The organism is Vibrio sp. Evd11 (assembly GCF_900382755.1).
Lineage (GTDB): Bacteria > Pseudomonadota > Gammaproteobacteria > Enterobacterales > Vibrionaceae > Vibrio > Vibrio lentus.
Genome location: NZ_OSDX01000045.1, coordinates 18,466 through 35,961, shown reverse-complemented (window position 1 = coordinate 35,961; position 17,496 = coordinate 18,466). Strand labels below are relative to the sequence as shown.

Sequence of the window (17,496 nt, the reverse complement as noted above, 5' to 3'; positions counted from 1 at the left end):
TTAGCTGGCATAGTTATCTCCTTAAAAATCTAGACGACAACTATGCTGACACAGGGGGTAACTGGGTGGTTTCACAACAGCGTTTGTATCTGAAAGCGCTAAAAGATATGGGCATCAAAGGGTTCCGAATTGATGCAGTGAAGCACATGAGTCAATACCAAATCGATCAGGTATTCACGTCTGAAATTACTGCGAACATGCATGTGTTTGGTGAAGTGATTACTAGCGGTGGAGCAGGGAACAGTGGCTATGAATCGTTCTTAGCGCCTTACCTAAATAATACTAATCACTCTGCTTACGATTTCCCGCTGTTTGCATCGATTCGCTCGGCATTTTCTATGGGGGGAGGTTTGAACCAGCTGCATGATCCTAAAGCATATGGCCAAGCACTGGATGATAACCGCTCGATCACCTTTGCGATCACACATGACATTCCAACCAATGACGGCTTCCGTTACCAAATTATGGACCCACAAGATGAGCAACTCGCTTACGCTTACATCCTTGGCAAAGATGGCGGCACGCCTTTGATCTACAGTGATGATCTTCCAGATTCTGAAGACAAGGATAGCGGTCGTTGGGGCAATGTTTGGAATAGCTCGAATATGAAGAATATGCTGAGCTTCCACAATGCGATGCAAGGTAAATCCATGACGATGATTTCGAGCGACCAATGTACTTTGCTATTTAAGCGTGGCAAAGAAGGCGTTGTTGGTATTAATAAGTGTGGCGAAATGCGTGGCGTGACAGTCGATACCTACCAACATGAGTTCAACTGGCACGTTCAGTACAACGATGTATTAAGCAGCGCGACAGAAACCATTTCTTCTCGCTACCATACGTTTAACCTTCCTCCACGCAGTGCGCGTATGTTTAAGCTGTAGCGTCTGTTGTAGTTAGAGAGCAGACCCAATAACCTAAAAAGTCGCAGTTAATACTGCGGCTTTTCTAGTAGAGAAGGCATTGCTAGCACATCAAGCCGTTAGAAAGGCGAGCGACTATTGGCAACGGCAAACTGTTGATAAAGATCGGCCACTTCAACTGGGTTGAACTCGTCTTTGTAAGTCAATTCACTGAGTCGGTGGGTGATATTTTGTAGTTCATGCGAACGTTGCTGAGCACGCTGCTGATAACGTTTAAAGGCTTGCTCTGTACCTTCAAAGTTAGAAGCAATGCTTTGTGCCAATACGTAAGCGTTCTCAATGCCCAAGCTGAATCCGATACCCATGGTTGGGAGCACTGCGCAACAGGAATCTCCCAGTAGAACAGCATTGCCACGATACCAAGTATCAAATGGAGCAACATCGGTGAGTGGAGAAGGCAAGATCTTCGATTCCGGCGTATCTCGGATCATATCCAGTAGATAGCTCGGATAGTGCGAGAATTGCTCTAATACGGTTTGTTTAGACAGTGTTTCACCTTCTTTAACGGCGCATGCTGCAAACCAGTATTTACCTTGGGTTTCTCGGTCATAGGTGTAGGTTACGATACGAGATTTATCACCCGCAAAAACATAACACTCATCATCACTGATTTCTGATGCTTTGAAATCAATCTCACCGCGGCAGCAGTAGACGTTCGGTTGTCTTAAAGACACGTCAGGCGCAACAAACTTTCTTACTTGAGAGAACACACCATCGGCACCGACAATAATATCTGCATCAAGTGGTTCGCCATTGACCAGAATCTGCGGCTCATCGTCGTTTTGAACAACAGAGCAGGTTTGATTGGTAACGATGCAGTCGTCTCCTAGCTCATTTAATAGCAGCTGGTATAAACGGCTGCGATGAAACAAACCAATTGGCGCGTTGGCTTTGCTTGGGGAGTCACTCATATTGAGCGTGTTGATTGGCAATCCTGTCGCCGTTAATGTTGAGATGGTATCGACTTGGTTACACGCGGTTTTTACTTTATCGACACCAACCAGTGCCGCAAGTACCTGCATGCCCTCTGGCCACATGATGATACCCGTACCGTCAGCTCGTGGTTGTGCTGCCTTCTCGTATATTCGAGCTTTAATGCCAAATTTACGCAGTGATAACGTGAGTGCCAAACCATTCAGTCCCGCGCCGATAATCGCGACTTTTAGACGTTGTTGTTCCATGACTTTCTCCTAAGAATAAGATGCCAATATATGTGTGCTGGTTTATATGGCGTAAGATAGGTCATTCGAATCAATAAATAAACGTTATGGATTATAAGGTTAATGCGATTTTTAAATCTTAGGTGCAGATCCCTTAATGATCTTGGATGACTCCAGACCAATGGTTTTGATGGGATAGCGCTTTCAGTAATTTAATCTCTTTCGCTGTTTCGCCTTTAAGCCATTCAATCAGGTCATTTATTACCGGTGAATGAGTTCGCTGGTGGCCAAAGTAAGTCCAAGCACTGTGTTGGATCTTGGCGTTTTTAGGGCAGTATAAAAAGCCTCGTTGGAGTTCTTGTAATACCAAAAGCAAATCAGTCACCGTGACACCTTCCCCCGATAAACATGCACTGAGCGCTAAATCTAACGACAAGAAGCTGGTGTTTCTGACGGGCTTTTTCGGCGGGAACTCGACATCGGCTAGCCATACTTTCCAGTCATGATGATCTAAGGTGGGATGGAGTCTTGGCATGGTTAAGATCGAATCGAGGTCGGTGTCTTGCGTCGTTAAACTTGCAGAATTCGTTAAGCTAGTAGAACAGACCGGCGCCATGAACTCCTCACGCAAGAATGTGATATCAGGTGTATTGTCATATCGTTTTTTGAAACGAGTGTGGAAGATCAACAAGTCATACTCGCTGCTGTTGATCGCTTCATCTTCTTCAATCACAGGAACAATCACGATCTCGTAGTCGGGGTAACGCTCGTTTAATTCACGAACCTTAGAGATCAACACTCGCGTTGCAAAACTCAGGGTCGCTTTAATCACAATCCGCTTCTGTTTTGGCTCACTCCAAGATGCGATCACCGATTCGATATTGCCGTAGCTATCACGCAAAGCCACATACAAATCATGACCTTGTTCTGTTAATTCAATCGCTCGATGCTTACGAATAACCAGCGATGCGTTCAGCTCATCTTCAAGCTGTTTGATCTGACGGCTGATCGCACTTTGTGTCACGTTGAGCTCATCGGCAGCCAACGTAAAGCTCATCAGCCTTGAAGCTGCTTCAAAGGCTTTTAAGCCATTATGTGAGGATGGCAAGCTAGGATATGGGGTCATAATTCGTTCGCATGAGTTTATGGAATGTTAGAGTCGCAAATTTATCAATTGAACGCCAGCCTCATCGATCGTATTTTGGGCGGAATTAACTGAGGCGCTCATGAAAAAAATACTCACTCTTGCATTCCCTTTGATCATTTCACAGCTGATATCCATGGCTTTAGTCCTTACCGATGTTTGGATGATGTCGCGTATCAGTGTTTCAGCCCTAGCGGCTGGTGGCTTAGGCGCCTCTATCTACTTTTTCATCTTCATTATTGCGAGTAGCACGGTAGGGTGTGTCGCGAACTTGATTGCGATCGCTTATGGTCAGCGCGTGGCTCGCCCAGAGTTTGGTAATACACAAATTAGGTTGGCGGTGAAAGGCGCAACTATGCTGGCATTCGTACTCAGCGTGACCTTAATGGCCAGCTTCTGGTTTGCTCCGTTGGTATTGGAAGCAGCAAAACAGCCGCCAGAAGTGATCACCTTAGCGATGGAATACGTGCATGCCTTGAAATGGGTAATGCTGCCTTCGCTTATCTTATTGGTGCTGCGTGGCTTAACCAGTGCGTTCGGTAATGTGCGCTCCATTCTTGTGATGTCTGTTATTACCGTAATTCTGAATGTGCCAGTGAGTTATTTACTGACGTTCCAGCTGGATATGGGCTTAACGGGTTTAGGCTTAGGAACCGCTATTGCTGCGTTTATCGTGATGCTTGGGTATACGGTGTGGGTGTTCAAACGCGACGAGTTTAAGCAATTCGCCCCATGGCTTCATACTGAAGAATATTCGATTAAGTTGATGAGTCCTTTATTGATGATGGGCTTGCCGATTGCAATGGCGGCTTTACTTGAGCATGGCTTAATCTACGGTGGCACCTTAATGGCGGGCACGATCAGTATTGCTTCGTTAGCTCTGCACCAAATCCTTCTGCAATGCTTAAGTTTCACTTGGAACTTCAATTTTGGCTTCTCGCAGGCTGCCGCTATTTTGGTTGGGCGTGACTATGGTGCGGGCAACTACGAAGGCATCAAAAGAACATCCATTCTAAGCTTTATCTTGGTGTCGGTGCTGAGCGTGGCGCTGTCTGCCGTGTTTATCATATGGCCTGAAATGATCGCTTCTCTCTTTAAGTTAGATGACGGCACTGGCGCGATGACTTCGTTATTGGCTTCTGTTATCTGGGTGGTCGCGTTGTGCTTCATCGTTGATGCTTGGCAGTTACTGGCAATTAACCTATTGAGAGGGATGAAGATTGTTTCAATGCCAACCGTGATGACAGCCATTGGTTACTGGGTATTTGGCCTACCTGCTGCTTGGTATTTGATGCATAAGTTCCAGCTTGCAGGGATTTGGGGCGGAATCGGCGTCGGTTTAGGTGTAACGGGTATTCTATTGCTTATCCAATTAATGCGTGTCATCCAAAAGAATAACCAATCTCCAGATTTGTCGAATCATGCTTATACGTGATTGGCTAATGGCGCACTGAACAACAAAAAGCCGCAGTCATTAAGGTGACTTCGGCTTTTTTGTTATCTATTCCGATTCTTCTTTTTCTGGGGGAGATGGGAAGAATCTTTATCAGGATTAGGGGCAGCTATTTTCTGCCAAACTACTTTCCACCAGAGAGCGCAGACTTCATCATGGTTTTAAATTGCTCCTTTTGCTCTTCAGTCAACACGTTATAGATGTTGTTCTTAAGACGCATCTCTTGCATCACCATCGACTTCTCAGTGGCTTGAACCGTATCAATAACCTTTTCCATTTCGGCTTCATCAAAATCCGGCTGAGTCACAAGGCTGATCTGTTTCTTTTTAAGCTCTATGGCCTTATTCATATCAATCTCTGTTCTATCGGATTGATACTCTTGTACAAGAGAGAACACTTCCGCTTGTTGCTCTTCGGTTAGATTCAAAGAAGCAATGACTATTTGCAGCGGGCTAAGTGCAGGCTGAGGCGGTTGTTGTGGTGTTGAAGCACTCACAAACGGAGCGGTAACGAGTAAAGCTGAAGCAGTTAATACACAAAGCGACTTTTTCAGTGATTTCATTGAGTTTCTCCTGTTAGTGGAAACAAGAGTATAGATGGTGGAGCTGAACTCGATATGAACACGCTGTTCAGTTAAGTGTGCTTAGCGATTTACGTTCATTTAAGTACCTTCAAGTAAGTAGAGAGTGGGTTAGACCTTGGTCTTACAGAAACCGGACGCAAAGGTGACTAGAATGATTTGAGTTGCACACCGTTTTATCAAGGAATACACAAATGGAAGTTGGATTGTTCTGGGCTGAGAAAGGGATGTTAGTGCTTGGCGCGCTATTTGTTTTGACGAGCATGATGCAGTACGGAAGACGCAGTAGCGATTGGAAAGGCGTGATTACGATGTTCTACAAGCGTATCCCAATGAATATTGCAGAATACAAATGGTACCGTTTGGGCATTGCTTTGTTGGTGTTTGCTGTGGTTATACGTTTCGCATTACTGATCCTATGGCCTTCATACCAGTTTTAGTCCCCGGTATTAGCTCTTTTATATAGATTTATATAAAGCAGGTAAAACCAATACATTCATGACGAGATTGAGCCTTAATAAACTCACTTATTAAGGCTGTCATTTCATAAACTAGCGCTGTTGTTCCATAAAAAAGTGCTATTACTCTATAATGACGAACGGTTATTACCTTTGTAGCATATTGTTTTTCATGAAGAATAATGCCGGATAATAGCTTACCTGCTTGTTTCATCATTCTTACTAATAATCTACACATAAATCCATTCACCCCGTACCTGATACCATAATGTTCTGTTACACTCGACCGAATTAGCTTTAATTTGTCGGTGGTGCATTTATGTCGTTCCCAGTTCTTATATGTGATGATTCTGCATTAGCAAGGAAGCAGATGGCTCGCTCACTGCCTAGTTCTCTAAATGCAGATATAACTTTTGCTGTTCATGGGCTTAATGCACTTGAAGAGTTAGCTCAAAACCAGTTTAAACTGATGTTCCTCGACTTGACCATGCCAGAGCTAGATGGCTATGGCACATTGGAAGAGATGCAACGCTTAGGTGATAACACACCTGTTGTCGTTGTTTCCGGTGACATCCAGCCAAAAGCGCAGCAGAGGGTCATGGACCTTGGTGCTAAAGCGTTTTTACAAAAACCGATCGATAAAGAAGCGTTAAAAGGCATTTTACGTGAACTTGTTGAGCCGCCAACGCAGCCTCAGGTGGTTACCCCTACCGCTTTAGATCTTCCAATACTACGTAGACGCGATATCTACATGGAAGTGGCGAACGTAGCAATCGGACGCGCCGCCGATGCACTGGCGCGCCATTTTGATGTATTTGTCCATTTACCACTACCGAACGTGAATATTTTGGAAGTGAGTGAATTGCACATGGCACTTCGCGACTTAGCAGACAACGACCAAGTGTCGGGTGTTTGCCAAGGCTTTAGCGGAGAAGGCATTGCAGGTGAAGCGTTAGTATTGCTGAGTGATTCCAGTGTGAGCGATCTTAAAAAGCTCATGAAGGTGCCAACAGATAGCGAACAGCTTGAAGAATTAGAACTGTTGATGGATGTATCTAACATCCTTGTGGGTTCATTCCTGAATGGGTTAGGTGAGCAGTCAGAAGTTCGTTTCTTCCAGAGCTCTCCGGTGTTGCTAGGTCAACACATTTCAATCGATTCCGTTATTGAAAATACCGGCGGCTCATTCAAGAAAACGATGACTTTCGAAGTCAGCTATAACATAGACGGCACTTCAATCCGTTGTGACCTTCTATTCATGTTTGTTGATGAATCTTTGCCACTTCTAGATAATAAATTGGCCTACCTAATGGAGGAGTTTTAATATGTTGAATCTTCCTGCTGAATTTGAACAGTTCCACTGGATGGTGGACATGGTTCAGAACGTCGACATGGGGCTGGTGGTTATTAATCGCGATTTTGAGGTGCAAGTTTGGAATGGCTTCATGACTCACCATAGCGGTAAGCAATCACATGATGCTATCGGTAAGTCGATCTTTGAGTTATTCCCTGAAATCCCAGAAGAGTGGTTTAGGCTGAAAACCAAGCCAGTCTATGATTTAGGTTGTCGCAGCTTTATTACATGGCCACAAAGACCTTACCTGTTCAAGTGCCGTAATGTTCGCCCTGTTACTCAACAAGCTGATTTCATGTACCAGAACGTGACGCTAAACCCGATGCGTTCGCCTACTGGACAAATCACGTCATTGTTCTTGTCGATTCAAGATGCGACGGCAGAAGCGTTAAGCGCTCAAAAGAATTAGCACCTGTCTTAATTCGATACTCATAGCTTGTAAAGAACAATTCAAAACATCGAATAAAAATGGCTAAGGTTAATTACCTTAGCCATTTTTTTTGTTTTTTATCTTCAAACCTAATCTTCCCCCTAGCTTTTCACGTTAACCAATTCTCTTTTTCCATGCGCTTTACTGAATGTTTTAGGTTAAATCAACGAAAGGGCAGCCACGAAATGTGCTTTCGGCGCGGCAATGCTACGGGTGAATAGAAAGTGGATTTATAAAGTTTGAGTTTGAAAGCTTCATTTAATGGAGTGCGAGGGCTGAATTATCAAACCCAAGTGAGTATTGGCCTCTAGATTGAGTCGTTTTCACTCTACTTTTCCAAGTGACGACAAAACAGAAACGTCACCAGACTGCCCAATTTGGTCAAAAACCGATAAAAATTAGAAAAAAATCGAATTTATTTAAGAAAAAAGGCATTTTTTTGTTGGAGAAAAGTGTGGTTTTTATGTGATTTCGAGGCACTTTCTTCACATATTTGCTTAATGAAGGCGATATTGTGTGAAAAAGAGAGGAAAACGATTGCGCAATAAACCGACAGCGTGTGCGTGATTGGTTCGCTAAGTTATTAATTAGTAAGAATTTAGTGGGAAAGTGTTACTTGGGAGGTTTTACCAGATATGGAATCTTCGAGAGGATAGCATAAAAAAAAATGAAATATCAGACTTGCTGTTACTAAATCACGACCTATAATGCTGAAAACCGGAGCGTCTGCCAACGCTCCGGTTTTTTTGTGTCCGAAGAAAAGTAAACTCGTCTGCCAACGGTTTTACTACGCATTTCGCGAGAGACACATAATTTTATGAATCAAGGAAAACACCATGCGTATCGAACAAGAACTTAAGTTAGGTTTCAAAGATGTACTCTTCCGTCCGAAGCGTTCTACCCTTAAAAGCCGTTCTCAAGTTGAATTAACCCGCGATTTTACATTCAAGCATAGCGGTCGTCAATGGTCTGGTACTCCAGTAATTGCAGCTAACATGGATTCGGTAGCAAGCTTTGAAATGGCAGCTGCTCTAGCAGAGCACGGTGTTATGACTGCAGTACACAAGCACTACACAGTAGAGCAGTGGGCTGAGTTTGCTAAAACAGCAGACAAGAAAACTCTGAACAACGTTTTTGTATCAACAGGTACGTCTGAAGCTGAGTTCGAGAAAGTTAAGAAGATCATGGCGCTTAGCGAAGAGTTTGTATTTATCTGTATTGATATCGCTAACGGTTACTCAGAGCACCTTGTTGAGTTCGTACAGAAAGTACGTGCTGAATTCCCGACTAAAGTTATCTCTGCAGGTAACGTTGTAACGGGTGACATGGTTGAAGAGCTAATCCTAGCAGGCGCAGACATCGTTAAGGTTGGTATCGGCCCTGGTTCGGTTTGTACTACACGTGTTAAAACAGGCGTAGGTTACCCTCAACTTTCTGCAATTATCGAGTGTGGCGACGCGGCACACGGCCTTGGCGGCATGATCATCGGTGACGGTGGTTGTTCATGTGCGGGTGACGTATCTAAAGCGTTCGGCGGCGGTGCTGACTTCGTAATGCTAGGCGGCATGCTAGCTGGTCACTCTGAGTCAGGCGGTGAAGTAGTAGAGCAAGATGGTAAGCAGTACATGAAGTTCTACGGCATGTCTTCACAGTCGGCTATGGACAAGCACTCAGGTGGTGTTGCTAAGTACCGTGCTGCGGAAGGTAAAACTGTTTTACTTCCATACCGTGGTTCTGTTCACAACACAATTTCTGACATCCTTGGTGGTGTGCGTTCAACTTGTACATACGTAGGCGCAGCAAAGCTTAAAGAGCTAACTAAGCGTACGACTTTCATCCGTGTACAAGAGCAAGAGAACAACGTATTCGGTAAAGAGTAATCTGAACGAGTTCGAATAGTTTGAAAATCAAGAGCCGCTTTTAGCGGCTCTTTTTTTTTGGAATTTACGGCAGAACCATTTTGATTTTAAATGGATGATATCAAGTACCGGTGTGCCGATGGGAAGCCGAACCTATCGAGTACGTGATGCAAAAAACACGTGTATGAGTTGTTTGAATATTAGACGTTCACCCAACACATTTATACCCCAAGACATGTTGGCAACTAAGAAGAAATCAATACTGGATTAATTCAGAGTCACGTAGGCTCTTCTTCTGTCTCAACTGACCAAAGGTTCTCCAAAAGAACATCATTACTGTCTGGTTTGCTATTATCGCTTAACTCATCCACTTGGATCAGCATAGGTAAATCAAACGAAGTACCAGTGATAATGCAAGAGCCACGTGATAGGTTTGGAATCAGCGAACGAGAAACAGAATCTAACGTACTGATGGTGTTATCTAGTAAGAACAGGTCACGGTCATTAACTAAACGATGTATAAAGAAATTGTGCAACTGAGACATAATTGTTGCCGAGATATCAGCGGGACGTTGACTCGATAACGTTAGGAAAATTCCGAACTTGCGACCTTCCTTAATCAATTCTTCAAACAACTCTAAACGATAGTCTTTCCAGTTAGCCTGTTCACGTACTGATTGCTGAGAAAGGATGTTATGTGCCTCGTCAATGATAAGGTGCAGTGTCTTTTCTGGGGGGCTTTTCTTGATTTGATTCTTATGAGAATTGTAATAGTGCTTCGTTACAAGAAGCGGAATGATTTTCTTCACGTCTTGGTTGCAATTACGCAATGAAATGACGGTTAATGCTTTATCGTCAGCAGCAACATTAGTTTCTACTTTAATTACCTTGGATAATCCTCCTAGTGAGGATTCAGCACGTTTTAATAATGGCTGTATGTGATCGAATTGAACAAAGTTGTACATCAAATCATTAATCAACTTCAATTTGCACAGGATTTTAAATTCTTGAAATGCATCAAGGTCATTAATCTGAATGCTATCAACAGTATTTTTTAGGTGTATGTCGTATTCAGGTTCACCATTAAAAAATACTTCATTTCTGTTACCTAGTAAGAGTTTATATTTGTTTCCGTGCCAGCATACTTTATCGAGAATTTTTGCTTGATTGGTACTCTTTAGAACACTCTTGATTAGGTCGAGCACTTCAGGTTTCTGAGACGATGAAGTGAAGCAGAACTTAATAGTGTATTTTAAGTAACTTAGAGCACTCGCCTTACCAGAGCCATACTTTGAACGTCCTTGCAGGACTCTGTTAATAAACGGTTTCTGTGTATTGGTGGTGGCTTGGAAAAGAATTGAAAGCGTCTCCGCATTCCAGAATTCATCTTCTGCCAACGGGAATTGATCGACTGCTGTATTCGTATTCAGATCTATAGCGTGCTTATGTTCCAGTGATACGATTTGATCTTTGATGTACTCACCATTGAAATCAAGCAGTACAAACTTACTTACAGGTTTGATTTGTTCATGCTTCTCATCGAATAAGGTTGTGAATAGTTTCGTTAAGGTATTCGATTTACCGCTACCAGTGTTTCCAAATATACCAATGTGAGTGTTAAACAATTTCTGCCAAGGTAGAGATATTTCAATTCCTTCTTTTAATAATGATCCAATACAAAATTCTGACTCGGAACTTGATGAATAAACAGTCTTTAGTGTTTGCTCAGGTAACAGGAAGGCTGGATCACGGATCAATGGTAAGAACTTGATGCCTTCAAAGAAGTTACCATTTTCAATGTAGCCAATAGGGCGAACATGTACCTTTCGTACGTACTCGATTTTATCCGTGTTCTCTTGGAAACGTCTTTCATCTAAGTACTCACCCTCAACAATGCATACAATGTCACGGAAGCCACGCTGAATTGAAACGTACTCTCTGATAGAGATACCTTTGTATCGTTGACCTTCATAGAAAATGGTGTCTTTGTTCGATGTCTCATCAACGGTCAACGTAATTTGAATGCCATTTACCGCTGTGACCTCACCAATGAAGATGCTCATGCGTCATCCTCACTAAGTGTTAGAACGTGAGAATTGAAGTAAGAGAAATCTAATGCATCACCTTCTTCATGGACAACGTACTTGATGTTATTGAAGTCAGAGAAATGCTTCTGCAATTCAGGGATCATGGTTTCTCTGTAGCAACAGATGTATACCTGTAGAGTAGGGTTCGTCAGAGAGCGTTTAATCAAGTTCCTGATATGCTCATCAGCAAAAGAGAATCCGAATGCAATCAGTACGCTATTTGGCTTTTCTAACTCATAACTAAGGTGACGCAGCATTTGGTAATAGTGTTCTTCAAATACCGTTTCATGGAACTTCCACTTTGTAGGGTTCACGATAGGTAATTTTTCGTATTCCCTGTAGAAGTCATCTTGTGTGTTCTCGAATGCTGCTTTGCTATCATCATCGATAATCATTGAACACAACTGCTCCACGGTGTGAGATCCACTTTCTAACATTTCTTTGAAGTCACCGTAGTACATGCTGTCTATTGATGACTCAGAAACGATTTGATCCGCAGAAGAATAATCAACGAGAATAGAATCGTGGTGCTTACGCCAGAAAGCAGAGCCGTGAAGGTGGATAAGATTGATTTGTCGTTGGACTTCTTTGTTTCGGTCGAAGATACCTGATTCAGTGGTCATGCAGTCGAAGTTACGAGCCTCAACGACTTTTTTATGGAAACCACGAGAGCCATCGTTGATGTTAAATCGAATTGATTTTTCTTCGTAGAGTTCATCTGCCGCATAGGCTAGGCAGGAATCATAGTTCGTGGTGAAGAAGTTAATCTTTCTGTCGTAACCTCGCTTGCGACGAAGAATTTCGAGGTTCAATTTCATGAACTTCTTATAATTATCGATGACTGCTTGTTCGTCGCCTTCTAAGGTAGTGAAATCAACAGAACTAACAGGCTTGATGCATTCCTCGTAGTAATACATGAATAGCAAGGCTTTGAGGTGTTTAGCACCAATAGTATCGAACTCGGTAGCCAAAGTTTCAATCGTCTCCCATTTCCCCTCAGTTTGCATGTCTAGTGCAAGAGTAGGGAATAGACCTGCTGATGCTCCAGCACCAATCAAATAGTTTATGTTCTTGTCGTGTAGGTCGTTCAGATCGATTTTGGAAGTCGTCATAAGGTCGAATGCTCAGAATAATTATTAAATTTGTTGATAAGCAACTGTTTTACAACTGAGATTATCGGGAAACGATATGGTGGTCAATTCCCGATAAGTAGTGAGGCTTTAACAGGGGGAGTGATTAATCATCTGCCTTAGAAATGAAGATCTTCATCTCGTGTACTTTAATGATTTTCCGAGTCTTATCTTTGTTCCAGTAGCAGTTGCCAAATAGCATCAGTCCAGCACCATCTAAATCACGATGCTCTTTGATTTTGAACGATTTAAGCAGTTCATCTTTGAAAGGTGAAATGATTACACCTGTATCCTTACAGATAGGGTTCAGCCAATCGAAATCTTTATCAGCGTGAGAAATCGTTCCCCAGAACATTTTGGGTTTGAATGCTTTACTGTCTTCTAAAGGAACAGCATCAGCAAAATTGACGAATAAGTTCTTAGCACGATACGACACTTTCTCATTGATTTTGATCTTCACATCAGAAGTTGCCAAGTTACTACCTGATAACAGGCTGTGTAACGCTTTCTCCATCCCTAGAACCGATTGGCGAACTTGCGTTGAGGTCTTGGTGTGTTTTTTACCTGATGCGCCTGTGGAGCCTTTTGAGGACACTCTTGTTGTTTTCTGTTCTGATGAACTATTAGGCTTTGGTTCACTGAATTCAAAATCAAATAGAATTTCCTCAGAGTCAGCAACTATTTGGTCTACTTCAATAGCATGCTTAACTATCTTTTTGTCTTTCGCTGATGGTGCCGCTGCATCGCATTCGCTTGTATGATAATTCGAACCAAAACAGGCTGCATTTCCACTAATACTTTTTCTTCGATAAAAGGCTTCGGCACCGCAATCTACACAAAATAAACGATGACGATACTTTTCAATTTCTATGGCAGTTAGACGTTGGAACTGATAGATAGAATATACTGGTTCTGCATTAGGGTGGTCACATCTAGCATCATTCATCAAAATCTCACTAATTAATTTAATTCATACACTTAGTGAATACAGCATACTACTCTAGTTTCACATTTTGAAGTAGAATGCTTTTTAGTCATTTCATAGGTAAGTTCATGAAAGAATTAGTTTCTGCATTATCACAAGCAACAGCAAATCGATTGAAGTCGCCAATCCTCGGATCGTTCGTTTTATCTTGGTTAGTTATCAACCATGCTTCGATTCTTACATTCGTTTTCAGCACGTCAGAGAAGAAAATCGAATTACTGAATTCTGATTCAATTTATTGGTCTTTGGAGCCGTCATTCTGGTCGTGTGCACCCATGATGACGATCGTTTATCCAGCGATAGCATCTCTGCTCTATACATTCGGCTTGCCTTGGGTTCAGTACAAAATTGACATCAAGAAATTTAGATTAGTTGATGCTAAACGAATCAAAGAAAAGCATCGTGCTGATCGCTATACGTATCTGAGTCAGAAGCGCACCAGTAAGGCTAAAGCAGAATCGAACCCTGAGTACTGGAAAGACAAATTAAGTCGTGATTTAGATAAGTGGGATCTCGATAGAAGTAATTTGCAGAGCGAATTAGATTTAACTCGTGAAACACGTGACTCGTTGCAGCAACAAGTTAACTCAAGTAACTCCATTCAAACGAATCTAAGTGAAGAAATCGAACGGGTACGTAAGCAGCACCATGACGATCAGCAACTTTCATTGAAGAAAGAATCAGAACTTCAAAATGAATTGAGTGCAAGAGATCAGGAGTTAGATACTTTGCAAAAGAGCATTCTAGATTTAGAAAGCAAATTAGGCTTAGAAGATGCTCTCAAGAACCAATTAAAGGCTCTAGAAGAATCTGTAGACCAATATAAGTTGCAACTCGTTGAAGCCAATAATCGCTATTCAGATTCTCAAACATCGGTAGGTAATCTGCTACTGGTTATCGATAATTTAAATGACTCATTACGTTCCGCAGAACTATTTCAAGCCCCTAGATCTGTAAACTCAAACACAGCAGTAGAGCAGGCAGTAATAAGTAAGATGAAGGCGTTTATTGATGGTGCTCTAGAACCTGTGAAAGAAATTGTGGAAACCGAGAGAGAGCCAATTACCAAGGCGAAACGTAAACATGAGTTAGCCTTGGAACAACAAAAGACGCAGCAGCAATTAGAAGAGGTGCAAAAGTCGTTGGAGTCACTGGATACAGATCCAAATCAAGCGATTAATATGTGGGACTAGATAAAGTGAGAACAATCATATTTAAACACGGGTTTCTTCCTTGAATTACAATCACTAAGAGTGGCACGATGCTAGTATAAGTGCCAATACGATGGTGTTTTAAGGTGTTGAATTATAATAAAAAATAATCATCATCAGACTGTCGAGGGTTCGAGCCTGTTCGAGAGAACAATATAGCCTCTTTTTTTAGTTGTAGCCGTGTATTATCTAACTCATAAATGTCCAGAAATGTGTTTTAGATAAGTGGATAATTACGAATACTGAATCTTAATATCAATCCACAAAAAGATTATCAAATAGTCACATTTTAATATAATTTGAACATAAAGAGCCGCTTTTTAGCGGTTCTTTATGTTTGAGTTTTAGCTATCACTCAGAAGAGTGTTAACTATCAATTTTTCTACTTCGCATAATTCGAAGGAAACAGTGCTCGTTTCGCTTCTTCATCACGTTCGGTTTTAAACTCAACGTCTTTACCAATCTCGCGAGCGCGCAGTGCAGCAGGGCGAGTGTTGATTGCGTTAAACCAGCGCTTCAAATTCGGGTAAGGTTCTAGGCCTTCTTCACCAAGCACGAAAGGTGCTTTATCAATCCAACCCCATGCAGCGACATCGACAATGGTGTACTCATTTCCGACGAAAAACTCACGACCTTCCATATGCTTCTCTAACACTTCGTAATGACGTTGTGCTTCACGTAGGTAACGGTTCACAGCGTAATCTAGGCCTGCTGGCGCAGCATGACGGAAGTGTACCGATTGACCCGAATAAGGGCCAAGTCCGCTCGCGATGAACATCATCCAAGATAGCAGTTCGGCTCTGTCTTCAGGCTGTCCACCAAGCTTGCCAGTCTTCTCTGATAGGTACAAAAGGATGGCATTAGAATCGAACACACGTTGTCCTTCGTCTTCAATGGCTGGCGTTTTACCGTTCGGGTTAATCAAACGATATTCCGGCGTGTGTTGCTCGCCTTTTAAGGTATCGACAGGAACAAGTTCAAAATCTAGGCCTGTCTCTTCTAGAAACAGAGCGATCTTCATTGGGTTGGGTGTTTGGTGAAAATAGAACTTAAGCATGGGTAACTCCTTGTATTGGCGATTCATTAAAGCATCACTTGAACGATCGTTCAATAATTGATTTTGAATTATTTGAAAATAAGTCGACTCGCATTTAGCAGCCATATGTTTAGAGCTTCGTTATCTGTGGGGAGGATCAACATCGAACGATTCAGTGTGTTGAATTTTAAGTTGTTGAAAAAATGAGCTTAAAGTTGCTGTTTGGGCGTGTTGTTTTCTGCAGAGTTCGGGTTTGTGATGGGTGGTTTTCGGTGGAATAGGGCGTATGTAATCCGCAGTTAGATATTCCAACAAAAACGTTGAGCACTGGTTCAAACCAGAATTATCTGGATACACAGACTTATTGGTAAGTTCAAAATCGTGATCTGTTGCCACACCTTATGCAACAAATGAATATTAACCTCGGAGATTCTGGTGTGGTTCACAGTTTTTTAATCTTAGGGACTTACATTGGTGAGCAAATCTGATGTGAACACTTAACGACACAGGATCTTTCCATGAAAAAGAACATTATCGCCCTCGCTCTTGGTGGCATGCTCGCTTTTGGCGCAACACCTTATTCTTTTGCTGCTAACGATGGCGCAGTACAAGCCTCTGCCGATTACGCGCAGTTGGTGACTAAGCGACAAGTTGTCGACCAATTACTTCTTGATGCGTTGCAGGCGTTTAAGTCTCCGGCAAGAATTTCTCACGCGGGCTTCACGGCAAAAATGCCAAGCAACATGGAAATTGTGACTAACCGATTGTTAGAAGCGTACCAGCTAGAACCTTACCGTACTGACTTGTTGATCTCGGCTGCGAACGCTCAGATCTACAACAAGAACGCAGAGCGCGCTATTGAGTTGTTTGAACAAGCACTGACGGTTGCGCCAGACGATGTCGACCTTCATGCGTATCTAGCGGTTTGGCAGCGATTTGAAGGCAATGAAAGTGAATCGAATAAGCACATGGAGAAGCTGGAAAGCCTGAATAAAGGTAAAGCAGAAGACATCAAACGTATTTTTGCAACGGTCGACCGCGTGTTAGAAACACCTCTTAAAGAGTCTGCGGATAAGGGACTGTTGAGCGACCACGGTGCCATCGTCACTTTGGGTTACGCGCTTAACCCTGATGGCTCTATGCATGAAATCTTGATTGAACGTCTTGAAACAACACTAGCAATGTCGAAAGCGAACCCAGACGCGATGATCGTGTTAACCGGCGGCGTGCCTAAGAACCATAAGACAGAAGGCAAGTTAATGGCGGATTGGCTTATCTCAAAAGGGGTAAGCAAAGACCGCATCATTGAAGAGAACTACGCGACCAGCACGGTAGGCAATGCCTTATTCAGTAGCTATGCGCTTGCTCGTCATGATATTAAGCACGCGACCATTATTAGCTCGGCAAGCCATGTTCGTCGTGGTCAAACTCTGTTTGAAATTGCGAGCTGGCAAACTGGCCCTCAGGGCATTACCTTCGATACGGTCTCTTACCCAGATAAGCCGTTAGAAGATCTTAAGAAAGCGAGCAGTGGTGAGCTTCTAGGCATCTACCGTGACGCACTGAGAACGTATGGTATGTGGAGCTACCGCTCTTACCCACTAGAGTCTCGCTAGGCCCAAGCATTATTTGCGTTTGGGAAAGCACAGTTCGTGTTAAACCAAAGCTTCACTTGCTAGTACAATC

15 protein-coding genes and 1 pseudogene are annotated in these 17,496 nt (G+C 42.7%); 8 read left to right on the top strand and 8 right to left on the bottom strand.

Features of this window, described 5'->3' with window-relative positions; all coding sequences use genetic code 11:
* Positions 1–884, top strand: a pseudogene (locus ED652_RS17180) (alpha-amylase); the annotation flags it as partial.
* A 98-nt stretch (positions 885–982) separates the two neighbouring features.
* Here the strand turns inward: ED652_RS17180 and ED652_RS17175 are convergent.
* Together ED652_RS17175 and ED652_RS17170 are read right to left on the bottom strand one after the other, a co-directional pair.
* Positions 983–2,104, bottom strand: a complete 1,122-nt coding sequence (locus ED652_RS17175; protein ID WP_122055589.1) for an FAD-dependent monooxygenase — start codon at positions 2,102–2,104, stop codon at positions 983–985.
* 133 nt (positions 2,105–2,237) lie between these two features.
* Positions 2,238–3,209: a LysR family transcriptional regulator gene (locus ED652_RS17170; protein WP_122055588.1), complete on the bottom strand. Its 972-nt coding sequence runs from the start codon at positions 3,207–3,209 to the stop codon at positions 2,238–2,240.
* Between the two features lie 100 nt (positions 3,210–3,309).
* Between ED652_RS17170 and ED652_RS17165 the strand changes: the two genes are divergently transcribed.
* A complete protein-coding gene (locus tag ED652_RS17165; protein ID WP_017107832.1) occupies positions 3,310–4,662 on the top strand; it encodes an MATE family efflux transporter in 1,353 nt (450 codons plus the stop codon).
* 142 nt (positions 4,663–4,804) lie between these two features.
* Here ED652_RS17165 and ED652_RS17160 read toward each other — a convergent pair whose 3' ends face one another.
* Positions 4,805–5,242: a Spy/CpxP family protein refolding chaperone gene (locus ED652_RS17160; protein ID WP_122055587.1), complete on the bottom strand. Its 438-nt coding sequence runs from the start codon at positions 5,240–5,242 to the stop codon at positions 4,805–4,807.
* 212 nt (positions 5,243–5,454) lie between these two features.
* Between ED652_RS17160 and ED652_RS17155 the strand changes: the two genes are divergently transcribed.
* The gene (locus ED652_RS17155; RefSeq protein WP_029223306.1) at positions 5,455–5,700 is read left to right on the top strand and encodes a hypothetical protein; all 246 of its coding nucleotides are present in this window, start codon (positions 5,455–5,457) and stop codon (positions 5,698–5,700) included.
* A gap of 28 nt (positions 5,701–5,728) precedes the next feature.
* On the opposite strand, the gene ED652_RS17150 is transcribed toward ED652_RS17155, so the two are convergent.
* Positions 5,729–5,935 (bottom strand): hypothetical protein, encoded by a 207-nt coding sequence (locus ED652_RS17150; protein ID WP_122055586.1) that lies wholly within the window; start codon positions 5,933–5,935, stop codon positions 5,729–5,731.
* A gap of 102 nt (positions 5,936–6,037) precedes the next feature.
* Between ED652_RS17150 and ED652_RS17145 the strand changes: the two genes are divergently transcribed.
* The 3 genes from ED652_RS17145 (at position 6,038) to ED652_RS17135 (ending at position 9,382) form a co-directional block, all read left to right on the top strand.
* Positions 6,038–7,042: a response regulator gene (locus ED652_RS17145; RefSeq protein WP_122055585.1), complete on the top strand. Its 1,005-nt coding sequence runs from the start codon at positions 6,038–6,040 to the stop codon at positions 7,040–7,042.
* A 1-nt stretch (position 7,043) separates the two neighbouring features.
* Positions 7,044–7,481, top strand: a complete 438-nt coding sequence (locus ED652_RS17140) for a PAS domain-containing protein (protein WP_009844817.1) — start codon at positions 7,044–7,046, stop codon at positions 7,479–7,481.
* A gap of 857 nt (positions 7,482–8,338) precedes the next feature.
* Positions 8,339–9,382 carry a GMP reductase gene (locus ED652_RS17135; protein ID WP_009844818.1) on the top strand — a complete coding sequence of 348 codons (1,044 nt, stop codon included), beginning with the start codon at positions 8,339–8,341 and terminating at the stop codon, positions 9,380–9,382.
* Positions 9,383–9,639: 257 nt separating this feature from the next.
* Here the strand turns inward: ED652_RS17135 and ED652_RS17130 are convergent, their stop codons facing one another.
* The 3 genes from ED652_RS17130 to ED652_RS17120 all read right to left on the bottom strand — a co-directional run bounded on the left by ED652_RS17130 (position 9,640) and on the right by ED652_RS17120 (position 13,524).
* A complete protein-coding gene (locus ED652_RS17130; protein WP_162929955.1) occupies positions 9,640–11,424 on the bottom strand; it encodes an ATP-binding protein in 1,785 nt (594 codons plus the stop codon).
* On the bottom strand, positions 11,421–12,560 hold the full coding sequence (locus ED652_RS17125; protein WP_122055584.1) for an SIR2 family protein: 1,140 nt from the start codon (positions 12,558–12,560) through the stop codon (positions 11,421–11,423). The genes ED652_RS17130 and ED652_RS17125 overlap by 4 nt, the downstream gene beginning before the upstream one ends.
* A 124-nt stretch (positions 12,561–12,684) precedes the next feature.
* A complete protein-coding gene (locus ED652_RS17120) occupies positions 12,685–13,524 on the bottom strand; it encodes a hypothetical protein (RefSeq protein WP_122055583.1) in 840 nt (279 codons plus the stop codon).
* Between the two features lie 107 nt (positions 13,525–13,631).
* Here ED652_RS17120 and ED652_RS17115 point away from each other — a divergent pair, with 107 nt between their 5' ends.
* Positions 13,632–14,756 (top strand): hypothetical protein, encoded by a 1,125-nt coding sequence (locus ED652_RS17115; RefSeq protein ID WP_122055582.1) that lies wholly within the window; start codon positions 13,632–13,634, stop codon positions 14,754–14,756.
* 400 nt (positions 14,757–15,156) lie between these two features.
* On the opposite strand, the gene ED652_RS17110 is transcribed toward ED652_RS17115, so the two are convergent.
* A complete protein-coding gene (locus ED652_RS17110; RefSeq protein ID WP_122055581.1) occupies positions 15,157–15,831 on the bottom strand; it encodes a glutathione S-transferase family protein in 675 nt (224 codons plus the stop codon).
* A gap of 497 nt (positions 15,832–16,328) precedes the next feature.
* Between ED652_RS17110 and ED652_RS17105 the strand changes: the two genes are divergently transcribed.
* Positions 16,329–17,426 (top strand): YdcF family protein, encoded by a 1,098-nt coding sequence (locus ED652_RS17105; RefSeq protein ID WP_017077471.1) that lies wholly within the window; start codon positions 16,329–16,331, stop codon positions 17,424–17,426.
* Positions 17,427–17,496 lie beyond the last annotated feature (70 nt).